The following is a 12,004-nucleotide window of genomic DNA, read 5'->3' as shown; positions in this document are numbered from 1 at the left end:
TTACTGGCTCTGGCGTAACAGGGCCATGAGTTCCATGGGCGAGCGGTGATGGCTAAGCAGATCGCGCATCACCCGCATATGCGGGGCTGAGTGGCGGAAAAATGCCTGATACCCCGCACAGAGCGCGCTTTTGCCTTCTTCAGCCGTTGAGCCGTCGCCGCAGCACAGATACCGCACCGGGCAGGCCCGGCATTCGTCAGGCGGGGAGAAATCATCCGGCTGTGGTGGCTGGCCTCGCCATATTCCCAGCGTCGAATCAAAGGGTTGCACAAAGACGCGGCCAATATCTTCCCGCACCCAGACATCAAACACGCCTGTGAGAAAATCGCCCCACTGCCGATCGGTGATCGATTCCGGGTTATCGCCCGCCTGTAACGGAATAAAATGCAGGTACGGCGTGCCCAGATCGCGCAGATAGCGGTACATCTGCTCCGGCTGATGACAGTTATGGCGGTTAATAACCGTGACGAGCACTCTGGCCTGACATCCGATCATGCAATATCCCTGATAAAGATAATGAGATGGTGAACATGACTGGCAGCAAACAGTAATGCGAGGGATAACACTGCGAGGGAGATCATAAATTTAATACGTACGGGTCGGGATGCTGAAAAATCGTACAGCGAGACGTCCATCTTTGCGCGGCTGCGGGTGTAATGCCAGAGCAGTAGCGCCACCGTCGCCAGTACGCCCAGCGCCACCCAGAACAGCGGGCCCGCCTGCTGCCAGTTATGCCTGACCGCCAGCACCATCAGCGCACCGTAGCCCAGCAACGTGCGCAGCCAGGCCAGCGAAGTGCGTTCCGGCTGTAGCCCCGGATCGGCCAGACGGCGGGCTTTACGGCTATCCGCCATACAGCACCAGGCCCATCGCAACCCCCGCGACCACCATCAGGATCAGGCTGATAATCAGCAGGCTGCGGGTATAGGGCAGATCTTCCTTCAGGCGCATCGCCTTTTCGTTACGCAGCCAGCGCAGGTAGCCGTAAATTGCCAGCCCACCGGAAAAGAGACACAGCAGCAGCGCCAGCAGCTGGCGGATCACAGGCGTTGCGAAATCGGGGGCCAGTTGGTCAAGACCCACGCCGGCCGCCAGGAAACCCAGCGCGGTGCGGATCCACGCCAGGAAGGTACGCTCGTTTGCCAGCGAGAAGCGATAATCCGGCGCTTCGCCGAGGCGGGAAATTTTCATGACTACTCCTGTCTGGCTAACATCGTACAAAACTCCGGCAATGTTAACGCATCCAGGCGCGTAATGCCTGCCCTAACCCATCCCCCAGAACAGCACCGCCAGCAGTTGCGGGGTGATAATGCGCATAAACATCACCAGCGGATAGACCGTGGCGTAGGAGAGCGCCGCCGCGCCGCTGGTGGCATGCAGGTTGTTGGCGAAGGCCAGCGCCGGGGGATCGGTCATCGAACCGGCCAGCATGCCGCACAGGGTCAGGTAGTTCATCTTCGCGAGCAGCCGCGCCAGAAGCCCCATGGTGATCAGCGGGACGGCGGTAATGAGGATACCGTAGCCAATCCAGCTCACCCCGTCGCCGCGGGCCAGCGTCTCGACAAAATCGCCGCCCGATTTGAGCCCCACCACCGCCAGAAACAGCACAATCCCCAGCTCGCGCAGGGCAAGGTTAGCGCTCGGGGGCATAAACCAGTAGAGCTTACCCACGCAGCCGATACGTCCGAGGATCAGCGCCATAATCAGCGGTCCGCCAGCCAGCCCCAGCTTGAGCGCCACCGGGAATCCGGGCACGTAGAGCGGGATGGAGCCGAGCAGGACGCCGAGCCCGATGCCGATAAACACCGGCAGCATCTGCACCTGCTGCAGTTTTTGTTGCGCGTTGCCCACCATATTGGCGACGGCGTCGATGGAGGCCGGGCGTCCGACGAGGTTGAGAATGTCGCCAAACTGCAGGCTGGCATCCGGGCTTGCCACCAGCTCGATCCCGGCGCGGTTCAGGCGGGAGATCACCACGTCATAACGCTCTTTTACCTGCAGTTCGCGGATTTTCTTGCCTAAAACCTTCTCATTGGTGACCACTACGCGCTCGACGCGCATATCGGTGCCGCGGGTGGAAAGCGAGGTATCGACCTCCTGACCAATTACCAGCTGTGCATTGTGCAGGTCTGCCGGCTGCCCCACCAGGTGCAGCAGGTCTCCCGTCTGGATCACCGTGCCGGGCAGGGGCACCATCAGCGTCTCCTCCCGCTTCAGCCGCGAGCAGATAATGTTGGCGCTGTTGAGGATCGGCACATCCTGGATCGGCATGTTGTTCAGATTGGGGTTTTCAACGCGGATGTTGATGGTCTTAATCAGCGCCTGTCCCTGGGTGAGAGTAGATTCGTGTTCCCGGGCTTCCTGCTCGACGTCCACGCGAAAGAAGATGCGCATCAGCCACATGGTGAGCAGGATGCCGCAGATGCCGAACGGGTAGGCCATGGCGTAGCTCATGCCCATCTGATCCACAATGTCGGGCGCGATGCCCAGATCGCGCAGGATTTGCTGCCCGGCACCCAGCGCGGGCGTGTTGGTTACCGCCCCGGAGAAGATGCCAAGCACCACCGGGAGCGGGATGGCGAAGAGTTTGTGCAGCAGGGCGGTGACCAGCCCGCCCATCACCACAATGCCCATCGCGAAAAGGTTCAGGCGCAGGCCGGAGACGCGAAGCGAGGCGAAAAAGCCGGGCCCGACCTGAATGCCGATGGTGTAAACGAAGAGGATCAGGCCAAATTCCTGAATGAAGTGCAGCATTTCCGCGCTGAGCGTGATGCCCAACTGGTCGGCAAAGTGGCCGACAAAAATTCCGCCAAACAGCACGCCGCCAATGCCAAAGCCGACGCCCCGGATTTTGACATTGCCTATCCACAGCCCGACCACCGCAACCAACGCCAGAATACTGACAGTTAACGCTATATCACTCATGACGGCATCCCTGTGAATAACATTATTATTAGCAGGGATTCTCGCAGAGCACAGGCGGGTTGTATGGGCGATGGCGCACAAAAAAGCCCGAGGTAAAAGCAAAACGGCCACCCGAAGGTGGCCGTTTTTGGTGTTTGCGCCCTCTCCCTGTGGGAGAGGGTTGGGGTGAGGGCATCAGGCCGCACAAACCCAAATTAACTGTTCAACGCCGGGCGTTCGCTGATGGCGATCCGCTGCGGAGCAACCTCATCCGGCACGTTACGGGTGATATCGATATGCAGCAGCCCGTTGGTGAAGGTGGCGCCCGTCACTTCCATATGTTCAGCAAGGGTAAAGCTCAGGCTAAACGGCTGGGTCACCAGCCCCTGGTGCAGCCATTTGGTTTCGGTTTCCGGTTTTTCCGGAGTGCCTTTCACCGTCAGGCGCGTGCCTTCCAGCTGAATATCGAGGTTTTGCTGGCTGAAGCCGGCCACCGCGAGCGTAATGCGATAGTGGTTATCGTCGCTCTTTTCAATGTTATACGGCGGGAAGGTCTGGCTTTCGGTGGTGCTTTGCAGCGCGGAGGCCAGTTTGTCAAAACCGATCCACTGACGCAGCAGCGGGGATAAATCGTAATTACGCATACTAAATCTCCTTCTGAGAAGCGAGTTCCGTACAATTTATTTTTGTACGCAGTTGTTCCTGCAAATCCGAATGGATTCACATATGCTCCCGATATCGGCAAGCATTCCTGTTTGGGCCGCAGCGGCGACCCGGATAATTAATTAATTTCGATACGGCGCGGTTTTTTCGCTTCCGGAATCACACGTTCCAGATCGATATACAGCAGGCCGTTAACCAGGTTCGCGCCGTGAACGTGAATGTTCTCAGCTAACTGGAACTTACGTTCAAAGTTACGTTCCGCGATGCCCTGATACAGGTAGGTACGTTCTTTCTGCTCGCCCGCATGCGCGCCTTTCACCACCAGCAGGTTGTCCTGGGCGGTGATCTCCAGTTCGCTTTCCGCGAAACCGGCCACGGCAATCGCAATGCGGTAGTGGTTTTCATCAACCAGCTCAACATTGTATGGAGGGTAGCCATTGCTCTGGCTTTGGTTGTTTTCTAAATGACTGAACAGACGGTCGAAACCAATGGCTGAACGATAAAGCGGAGAAAGATCAAAGTTACGCATACAGTTAAAACTCCTGAAATCAGCAAGAATTGTCGCCTTCCACCGTGGACAGGCTGGGGTATCACAAACGCCCCTCAGGCACGCTTGTTCATCGATACACTCTTAAAATGGGTCCGCTTGTGGCCTTTTCAAGCGTGCCGATGCGAGATTTTTTTGCACTTTGCGGGTACTGGAATAGACTGAGTCCACAGCACGTAAGGTTAAATTGCGATAGGTGCCACAGAGCGGTACTTTTCAACTATTCATTTTAAGAATGGCCCGTTATAAACCGGGTTGCAGGTCTTACTGCCATTAATGATGACTGACTAATGATGAAAAATGTTCTGATAAAGCTGACGACGTTCAGTACGGTGGTTTTACTTTGCGGGTGTTCGAGCGTGATGTCTCACACCGGCGGTAAAGAAGGAACCTATCCCGGGACCCGAGCCAGCGCGAACATGCTGGCCGATGACGACACCAACTGGGGCACCAAATCCCTGGTAGTGCTGGATATGCCGTTTACGGCGGTTGTTGATACCCTGCTGCTGCCGTGGGACTTCTTCCGTACCGATAGTTCCGTTCGTTCCCGCGTGGAGCAGAGCGAGCAGGAGACGCTGGCGACCAACGCCGTGATCCCGCCCGCCGGAATGCCCGCGCGCTGATTAGCGTCCGGTCTCTGTTACCCACAGCTGCCGGAAACCGTCTGTCTCTTCCATCCAGGCAATGGTGTGCCCGTCCGGGGAGTAAACCACCGCATCGCCCGACGGCGGATTGCCGTGATCGGACGTCAAAAACGTCACCGCGCCGGACGCCGCATCACAGGTCGCAATGCGATCTTCCAGCACAAACCCCAGCGAATGACCCGCCGGATGCCAGTTAAAGGCCGACTGGATATCACTTGCGTTATGGGTGAGCTGACGGGGCTCTCCCCCTTCTGGCGCAATCAGCCACAGCTGCACCACGCCGTTATCATCCCGCATCAGAAACGCGATTTGCGTCGCCTGCGTATTGCTGCGCACCCAGTGGCGCGGCACGTTCACCAGCCCCGGATAGCGGCTGTCGTGGGTAAAGGTTAACCGGCGCTGCATCACCCCGGCAGGGGGAGCGGGCATACGATCCGCTGTGCCCTGAAGCGGTGTCTCGCCCGCCTGTTTCCAGCCCTGTTCGTCTTTTGGCAGATCGACGATAAACAGCTCTGGCACTTTGTCGCCGCTGGTGGAAAGGGTATCGCCGATAAAGGCCAGACGGCTGTTACCCACCCAGCCTTCCTCATAGGCGCGGTTTATCTCATCGCTGCCCGGCTGCGGCACAGGCGTGGTGCTGCTGACCAGCACGCTCCAGTGCGTTCCGGCATATTCTCGCGGATGGTGGCCCGCAGGCGTCACCGGACCAAAAGGCGCGGCCACCCCCACGTTGCGTAAATCCAGCTTCGGATCGCGCTCATGCAGCACATGGTCGTTATAGGTAAAGCTGACGAACTGCCCGTCCGGGCTGTACACATGGACATGGCTGCCGCCGCGCAGCGCGCCGGGGGTAAAGGGCGCGGTGATATCCATCGCATCGAGATTGCTCACCTGCCCGTGCGCTGCAATCACCCCCTGGCGGTGGTGAAAATCGTACTGCCAGTGGGCATCCGGATGCTGGGGGCCGTGGATGAAAACATACTTATTGTCCGTTGGATGGACAGTGACAACCCCCACATGGGCGCCGTTGCTGGCGCGATAAATCACCTCGACTTCGCCGGTTTTAACATTAACCCGCTCAATGGTTTCGCCGGTAAATGACGCCCCGGAAGGACGGACGTCAAAGGCCAGCCACTGGCTGTCTGCACTCCAGGTGCGGGTGTTGGTGAGCTGATGGTTGCGGGGTGCGAAAGTGATTTGTTTCATGAGGATACCCTGATGCGCGGATGTCGCATCAGGGTATAGCATTGCCGGGGATTAGCCTACCCGTTTCACGTCGCCCACCAGCAGGATGTAGGAGAGCGCGCCGATCAGGGCTACCGCAGAGATATAGACCAGCGCCGGACCGAAACCATAGTCCTGCGCCAGATAGCCAATCACCAGCGGAACGGTGATCCCGCCCAGGCCGCCAACGAAGTTAAACACGCCACCGGTCAGGCCGATCAGACGCATCGGCGCCAGGGACGACACCAGCGACCAGGTAATAGAGGCAAAGCCATTACCAAAGAAGGCGACCGCCATCAGGGTCATAATCCACACCGGATCGTTGGTGTAGTTTGCGCCCATGATGCAGGTGGAGATCAGCAGCCCGCAGATGATCGGCGTTTTACGCGCCACGCCGAGGGAGTAACCTTTTTTCACCAGCTTGTCCGCCAGCCAGCCGGAGAGCAGCACGCCAAAGAAGGCCGCCAGGAACGGCACGGTGGTCATGAAGCCCGCCTTCAGCGCGGTGATGCCTTTCTCCTGGGTCAGATAGTTCGGGAACCAGGTGAGGAAGAACCACAGCGTGGAGGTCACGGCGAACTGGCCCAGGTACACGCCCACCAGCTTACGGTGGAACACCAGCTTCCAGTCAGCTTTGGTCAGCGGCTGACGCGCCTCTTTTTTCACCGGCGCATCGCCATCTACCAGGCCGCCGCCGTCGCGGATGTAATCCAGCTCGGCTTTGCTGATGCTTTTGGTCAGACGGGGCGGCTGATAGACCTTAATCCAGATAAACGACCAGATGATGCCGATCCCACCGGTGACGATAAACACCCAGTGCCAGCTCAGCAGCTCCTGGATCCAGATCAGCAGCGGGGTCAGGAACGCGAGGCCCACAAACTGGCCGGAGGTATAGAACCCGACGGCAGAGGCGCGCTCATGTTCCGGGAACCAGCTGGTCACCATGCGGTTATTGGTCGGGAACGCCGGTGCCTCAAAAATCCCGGTGATGGCGCGCAGGCCAATCAGCGACATTAAGCCGGTAGCAAACCCCTGGAACAGGGTCGCCACGGACCAGCCGAAAATGGCGATAAAGTAGGTCAGGCGCGAGCCGACGCGGTCGAGGAACCAGCCGCCCGGGATCTGGCACAGCGTATAGAGCCAGGCAAACGCCGAGAAGACGTAGCCCATCTCCGCTTTGGTAATACCGAACTCTTCCTGAATATGGGCCGATGCCACGGCGAGGTTGGCACGGTCGACATAGCAGATGACCACGGTAATAAAGATCATAATCAGCGTCAGGTAACGGCGACGCCCGGTTTTGGTAGCTGTAACTGGAATATCCATCGCAATCTGTCTCCAGATTTTGGGCATAGCGAAGCCGCTCACCATGCCCTGTAATTTACAGAGGGTGTGTTTGATTTTTTTAATTAAAAACGTAACCGGAATGCGCTAAATAATTCGTATCGGGGGAAGGCGGCAAGTTTTCGCATCCCCGGGAGCATACAAAAGTATGTGACCGGGGTAAGAAAACGCAGCCAACGCACCACCGGCGCGAAGTATGACGCGCATTACCACTCGGCTACGGAGCCGTCTTCATGACGCCATAAAGGGTTACGCCAGTCCGGCGCATTTTTACTCAGCTCAATGACTTTGGCTTCGTCGATGTCCACGCCAAGGCCCGGCTTCGTTAACGGTCTAAAGAAACCGCCCTCCATGTTGAAATCTTCTTTGTTCTTCACAAAGTCGAGCAGCTCCGCGCCCTTGTTGTAGTGAATGCCCATGCTCTGCTCCTGGAACACCGCGTTGCGCGAGACAAAGTCCACGTGCAGACAGGCTGCCAGCGCAATCGGGCCCAGCGGGCAGTGCGGCGCCAGCGCCACGTCATAGGCTTCTGCCATCCCGGCAATTTTGTAGCATTCGGTGATGCCGCCCGCGTGGGAGAGATCCGGCTGCAGGATGGCAATCCCGCCCGCTTCCAGTACGCGTTTGAACTCGAAGCGCGAGAACATACGTTCACCCGCTGCGATAGGAATATGGGTCTGTTCCGCCAGTTTCGGATAGTACTCGGCCTGCTCGGCCAGCACCGGCTCCTCGATAAACAGCGGCCGATACTGCTCCAGCTCTTTGATCAGCACTTTCGCCATCGGCGCGCTGACGCGACCGTGGAAATCGAGTCCAAACTCAATCTCATTGCCGAAGGCTTCGCGGATTTGCGCTACGGTATTCACCGCCCGATCCACCGCCCGCGAATTGTCGATAACGCCCATCTCTTCGCAGCCGTTGAGCTTGAAGGTGTCGAAACCGATGCCGCGCAGCTTGTTGATACCGTCGATCACCTCTGCCGGACGGTCACCGCCCACCCAGCTGTAGGCTTTAATCTTGTCGCGTACCAGGCCACCCATCAGCTGCCAGACCGGGGCATTCAGCACTTTGCCTTTAATGTCCCACAGCGCCTGGTCGATACCGGCGATGGCGCTCATCAGGATCGGGCCGCCGCGGTAGAAGCCCGCACGGTACATCACCTGCCACAGGTCGTTAATGCGCGCCGGATCCTGACCAATCAGGTATTCGCCCAGCTCATGCACCGCCGCTTCCACGGTGCGCGCGCGGCCCTCAATCACCGGCTCGCCCCAGCCAACCACCCCTTCGTCGGTTTCGATTTTCAGGAACATCCAACGCGGCGGTAAACGGTAGGTGGTGAGTTTGGTTATTTTCATTGCATTGCCTCTCGATACGCTTTTACAAATGCTGCCGCCTGCTGCGCGGTACGTTCAACGGACTGCCCGGCGCGATAGAGATCGCTGCCAAGGCCCGCGCCCACACAGCCGGCTTTCATCCACCGGGCCAGGTTTTCTGGCGTGACGCCGCCCACGGCAAAGACTGGTACGCTGGCGGGTAACACCGCTTTCAGCGCTTTGATGTAATCCGGGCCAAAGGCCGACGACGGGAAAATTTTCAGCGACTGCGCGCCCGCATCGAGGGCAGTAAAGGCCTCTGTCGCCGTGGCGCATCCCGGGCAGACGGTCATGCCGTAGCCCACCGCGCGGCGGATCACCTCAGGGTTGATATTAGGCGTGACGATAAGCCTGCAGCCCATCTTCGCCAGGCGGTCCACCTGCTCCGGTTTCAGCACGGTGCCCGCGCCGATCAGCGCTCTGTCGCCATACGCGTCCACAACCGCCGGAATGCTTTTTTCCCACTCCGGGGAGTTGAGCGGGATTTCCACCGCGTCGAATCCGGCGTCAATCACCGCGCCAACGTGGGCTAAGGCCTCGTCAGGGGTGATGCCGCGCAGGATCGCGATAAGGGGAAGATTAGTTTGCCACTGCATGAGCGATGCTCCTTATACCAGCCTGAAATGCCGTGTCGCCCTCCACCGCCTGCACGTCCCGGCCGATGGCGTGGAACGCCTGGCGGTAGCGTGCGGTCAGCGATGAACCCGCGACGAGGGTGATGGCCTGCTGCCCGGCGAACTGCTCGCTCAGGGTGGCGACTTCTGCGCCAATCAGCAGGCCCGATAAAAATTCGCTCACCTGCTCGCGGGGAAGGTTTCCCAGCACGTGCGAGGCGCGAACCTCAAAAAGCTGCGGCAAAACGGCAGGGGATGCGATCCCGCGCTCAAGCCCGGCGGCAAATGCTTCCGGTGAGGCTGACTGCTCCGGCAGACCGGCACCCACCAGCGAGTGCTTAAGCAGCAAATGGTGCAGTTCGCCGGTCATCACGGTGCGAAAATCAACGATCTGCTCAGTATCGGCCTGCACCCATTTGCAGTGTGTACCGGGCATGACGTAGACAGAAGAAGGAGAGAGCGTGCGTGCGCCGAGTAGCTGGGTCTCTTCGCCGCGCATCACGTTGTGGTTATCGTCGCGGGAGACACACAGCCCTGGCACGATCCAGATATTGTCGCCAACGGACGTTAACTGTTCGCCAATGGCAGAGAAATGGGCAGGAACCGGCAGATAAGGAGCAACCTTCCAGCCCACGTTGCTGCCAACCATCCCCGCCATCACCACCGGCGTGGCGCTGTCGCGCCAGTTTTGTGTCACCTCTGCTAACACCGCTTCAGGGGATCTGCCGTTCAGGCGCGTGACGCCTGCTTCTGATTGCCTGCTCTCCAGGCACTGCTCGCCCTGGTACAGCCAGGCGCGCAGATTGGTCGATCCCCAGTCAATTGCGATGTAGCGAGATGTCATGTGATTTCCTTCAACCTTCGTGTCGAGCTGGCGATCATGGTGAGCGCCGCCTGCTCTGCCGCATCGCTGTCCTGATGGCGTATCGCATCGAACAGCGCTTTATGTTCCTGGAGCGTCTTCGGCATGTTGGCCTCATCACCCATCCAGGTTCGTTCAAATACTGCTCGCTGTAGCGAGCTGATCGCCACGCTCAGCTGCTGTAACACCGGGTTATGCACCGACTGCAGCACCGCTTCGTGGTAACGGATATCCGCCTCGTTAAAGGCATCCCGGTCCTGGTTGTTGGCGATCATGTCGTTCAGGGCCGACTCAATCTGCGCCAGGTCGCCTGAGGTGGCGCGTTCTGCCGCCCAGCGGGCTATCGCGGGCTCTACCAGGTTTCGTACCTCACTCATCGCCCCGATGAGTCGCGGGTCATAGTCGTTTTCCAGCACCCACTGCAGGACGTCGGTATCGAGGTAGTTCCACTGGTTACGCGGGGCGACAAAGGCACCGCGATAACGCTTCATTTCAATCAGCCGCTTCGCCATCAGCGAGCGGAACACTTCCCGGATGATGTTGCGCGAGGTTTCAAACTCTTCGCACAGCTCGGCCTCTGCGGGCAGCGGTGACCCGGGAACGTACTTGCCACCCACAATTTGGGTGCCCAGCGTGATGACGATGCGATCGGTTTTATTGAGAGTCATGGAGAGTCCTTGTGCTCTGTAGGTCCACCACTACTTTACCGCGACCGCTGAATTTCGCCTCAATTTTGCAGTACAAACGTGATGCCATTCGTCATTGCCGTGGTTGTAATGTAGTACAATCACATTGTGTTGTACTACAATCTGGATCACAAAAAGAACAATCAGTGAAAGGAATGTTAAAGAAAGGTTCCTGCGGGGATAAAAAAACCCGCAACGGGTGCGGGTTATGGGACGCGCATTTTGCGGGGTCTTAATTCAGAACAAACTTCTCAATGGCATACGCCACGCCGTCCTCGAGGTTAGATTTGGTAACGAAGTTAGCCACCTCTTTCACCGACGGGATTGCGTTTTCCATCGCCACACCTAAGCCAGCATATTCCAGCATCGCAATGTCGTTTTCCTGATCGCCCAGGGTCATGATCTCTTCCGGCTTGATCCCCAGCGTTTCGGCCAGCGACTTCACGCCGGTGCCTTTATTGACGCGTTTATCGAGGATTTCGAGGAAGTACGGCGCACTTTTCAGCACGGTGTACTTCTCTTTGACTTCTTCCGGGATACGGGCGATAGCTTTGTCGAGGATCTCTGGCTCATCAATCATCATCACTTTCAGGAACTGGGTGGCCGGGTCCATCTTCTCTGCTTCGCAGAACACCAGCGGGATGGTGGCAACGAAGGATTCATGCACCGTGTAGTAGCTGATGTCGCGGTTAGCGGTGTAGAGCGTGTTGCGATCAAGCGCGTGGAAGTGTGAGCCCACCTCGCGGGAGAGTTGTTCCAGATAGCGGTAATCGTCATAGCTCAGCGCCGTTTGCGCCACGGTGCTACCGTCGGCCGCTTTCTGCACCAGCGCGCCGTTGTAGGTAATGCAGTAATCACCCGGTTCATTCATGTGCAGCTCTTTGAGGTAGTTATGAACACCTGCGTACGGACGACCGGTGCACAGCACCACGTTCACGCCCTTGGCACGGGCTGCGGCAATCGCGCTTTTAACGGCGGGAGAGATGGTGTGGTCCGGCAGCAGCAGGGTGCCGTCCATATCGATTGCAATGAGTTTGATAGCCATGGGATCCCCGGTTGGAATGAGTCTTTCCTCATGCTAACGCGATTCCGCTCAAAAAACAGTAAAGAAAAGGGGGATGGGGTTCAGAGGAGGATTCCTCT

General features: G+C 58.2%; 14 protein-coding genes. 1 reads left to right on the top strand and 13 read right to left on the bottom strand.

The window, feature by feature from the left end; all coding sequences use genetic code 11:
• The 6 genes from FHN83_RS11800 to ibpA all read right to left on the bottom strand — a co-directional run bounded on the left by FHN83_RS11800 (nt 1) and on the right by ibpA (nt 4,096).
• A complete protein-coding gene (locus FHN83_RS11800) occupies nt 1-495 on the bottom strand; it encodes a radical SAM protein (RefSeq protein WP_039032252.1) in 495 nt (164 codons plus the stop codon).
• On the bottom strand, nt 492-854 hold the full coding sequence (locus FHN83_RS11795; protein WP_039032251.1) for a DUF202 domain-containing protein: 363 nt from the start codon (nt 852-854) through the stop codon (nt 492-494). The genes FHN83_RS11800 and FHN83_RS11795 overlap by 4 nt, the downstream gene beginning before the upstream one ends.
• A complete protein-coding gene (locus FHN83_RS11790) occupies nt 844-1,191 on the bottom strand; it encodes a YidH family protein (protein ID WP_039032250.1) in 348 nt (115 codons plus the stop codon). The genes FHN83_RS11795 and FHN83_RS11790 overlap by 11 nt, the downstream gene beginning before the upstream one ends.
• A gap of 72 nt (nt 1,192-1,263) precedes the next feature.
• Nucleotides 1,264-2,925 (bottom strand): putative transporter, encoded by a 1,662-nt coding sequence (locus FHN83_RS11785; RefSeq protein ID WP_039032249.1) that lies wholly within the window; start codon nt 2,923-2,925, stop codon nt 1,264-1,266.
• Nucleotides 2,926-3,119: 194 nt separating this feature from the next.
• Nucleotides 3,120-3,548, bottom strand: a complete 429-nt coding sequence (ibpB, locus tag FHN83_RS11780; protein WP_039032248.1) for a small heat shock chaperone IbpB — start codon at nt 3,546-3,548, stop codon at nt 3,120-3,122.
• A 137-nt stretch (nt 3,549-3,685) separates the two neighbouring features.
• Complete coding sequence (ibpA, locus tag FHN83_RS11775; RefSeq protein WP_039032247.1) at nt 3,686-4,096, bottom strand: small heat shock chaperone IbpA; 411 nt, start codon at nt 4,094-4,096, stop codon at nt 3,686-3,688.
• 308 nt (nt 4,097-4,404) lie between these two features.
• On the opposite strand from ibpA, the gene FHN83_RS11770 reads away from it, so the two are divergent.
• Nucleotides 4,405-4,737: a YceK/YidQ family lipoprotein gene (locus FHN83_RS11770; RefSeq protein ID WP_039032246.1), complete on the top strand. Its 333-nt coding sequence runs from the start codon at nt 4,405-4,407 to the stop codon at nt 4,735-4,737.
• On the opposite strand, the gene FHN83_RS11765 is transcribed toward FHN83_RS11770, so the two are convergent.
• From FHN83_RS11765 to yidA, 7 genes are all read right to left on the bottom strand, one after another.
• Nucleotides 4,738-5,964, bottom strand: a complete 1,227-nt coding sequence (locus FHN83_RS11765; protein ID WP_176556490.1) for a DUF3748 domain-containing protein — start codon at nt 5,962-5,964, stop codon at nt 4,738-4,740. It abuts the gene before it with no gap.
• Nucleotides 5,965-6,015: 51 nt separating this feature from the next.
• Nucleotides 6,016-7,353: an MFS transporter gene (locus FHN83_RS11760; RefSeq protein ID WP_039032244.1), complete on the bottom strand. Its 1,338-nt coding sequence runs from the start codon at nt 7,351-7,353 to the stop codon at nt 6,016-6,018.
• A 179-nt stretch (nt 7,354-7,532) separates the two neighbouring features.
• Nucleotides 7,533-8,681, bottom strand: a complete 1,149-nt coding sequence (gene dgoD, locus FHN83_RS11755; protein ID WP_138370936.1) for a galactonate dehydratase — start codon at nt 8,679-8,681, stop codon at nt 7,533-7,535.
• Nucleotides 8,678-9,295, bottom strand: coding sequence for a 2-dehydro-3-deoxy-6-phosphogalactonate aldolase (locus tag FHN83_RS11750; RefSeq protein WP_139563889.1), 618 nt, complete (start codon nt 9,293-9,295; stop codon nt 8,678-8,680). Before FHN83_RS11750 ends, dgoD begins: the two co-directional genes overlap by 4 nt.
• A complete protein-coding gene (locus FHN83_RS11745; RefSeq protein WP_139563888.1) occupies nt 9,279-10,157 on the bottom strand; it encodes a 2-dehydro-3-deoxygalactonokinase in 879 nt (292 codons plus the stop codon). Before FHN83_RS11745 ends, FHN83_RS11750 begins: the two co-directional genes overlap by 17 nt.
• Complete coding sequence (gene dgoR, locus FHN83_RS11740; protein ID WP_064324218.1) at nt 10,154-10,843, bottom strand: D-galactonate utilization transcriptional regulator DgoR; 690 nt, start codon at nt 10,841-10,843, stop codon at nt 10,154-10,156. The genes FHN83_RS11745 and dgoR overlap by 4 nt, the downstream gene beginning before the upstream one ends.
• 250 nt (nt 10,844-11,093) lie before the next feature.
• Nucleotides 11,094-11,906 carry a sugar-phosphatase gene (gene yidA, locus FHN83_RS11735; protein WP_138370938.1) on the bottom strand — a complete coding sequence of 271 codons (813 nt, stop codon included), beginning with the start codon at nt 11,904-11,906 and terminating at the stop codon, nt 11,094-11,096.
• Between the last annotated feature and the right edge of the window lie 98 nt (nt 11,907-12,004).

It is taken from the genome of Leclercia adecarboxylata (assembly GCF_006171285.1).
GTDB classification, from domain to species: domain Bacteria; phylum Pseudomonadota; class Gammaproteobacteria; order Enterobacterales; family Enterobacteriaceae; genus Enterobacter; species Enterobacter barmai.
The sequence above is the reverse complement of the archived record's forward strand: the minus strand, read 5'-3'. Positions and strand labels throughout refer to the sequence as shown.

Bases quoted from the DNA above. Each gene is read 5' to 3' on its own strand.
- FHN83_RS11770 (WP_039032246.1), top strand. From the start codon at position 4,405: ATGATGAAAAATGTTCTGATAAAGCTGACGACGTTCAGTACGGTGGTT.
- FHN83_RS11785 (WP_039032249.1), bottom strand. From the start codon at position 2,925: ATGAGTGATATAGCGTTAACTGTCAGTATTCTGGCGTTGGTTGCGGTG.
- FHN83_RS11760 (WP_039032244.1), bottom strand. From the start codon at position 7,353: ATGGTGAGCGGCTTCGCTATGCCCAAAATCTGGAGACAGATTGCGATG.
- ibpA (WP_039032247.1), bottom strand. From the start codon at position 4,096: ATGCGTAACTTTGATCTTTCTCCGCTTTATCGTTCAGCCATTGGTTTC.
- dgoR (WP_064324218.1), bottom strand. From the start codon at position 10,843: ATGACTCTCAATAAAACCGATCGCATCGTCATCACGCTGGGCACCCAA.
- FHN83_RS11790 (WP_039032250.1), bottom strand. From the start codon at position 1,191: ATGAAAATTTCCCGCCTCGGCGAAGCGCCGGATTATCGCTTCTCGCTG.
- ibpB (WP_039032248.1), bottom strand. From the start codon at position 3,548: ATGCGTAATTACGATTTATCCCCGCTGCTGCGTCAGTGGATCGGTTTT.
- dgoD (WP_138370936.1), bottom strand. From the start codon at position 8,681: ATGAAAATAACCAAACTCACCACCTACCGTTTACCGCCGCGTTGGATG.
- FHN83_RS11750 (WP_139563889.1), bottom strand. From the start codon at position 9,295: ATGCAGTGGCAAACTAATCTTCCCCTTATCGCGATCCTGCGCGGCATC.
- FHN83_RS11800 (WP_039032252.1), bottom strand. From the start codon at position 495: ATGATCGGATGTCAGGCCAGAGTGCTCGTCACGGTTATTAACCGCCAT.
- FHN83_RS11795 (WP_039032251.1), bottom strand. From the start codon at position 854: ATGGCGGATAGCCGTAAAGCCCGCCGTCTGGCCGATCCGGGGCTACAG.
- FHN83_RS11745 (WP_139563888.1), bottom strand. From the start codon at position 10,157: ATGACATCTCGCTACATCGCAATTGACTGGGGATCGACCAATCTGCGC.
- yidA (WP_138370938.1), bottom strand. From the start codon at position 11,906: ATGGCTATCAAACTCATTGCAATCGATATGGACGGCACCCTGCTGCTG.
- FHN83_RS11765 (WP_176556490.1), bottom strand. From the start codon at position 5,964: ATGAAACAAATCACTTTCGCACCCCGCAACCATCAGCTCACCAACACC.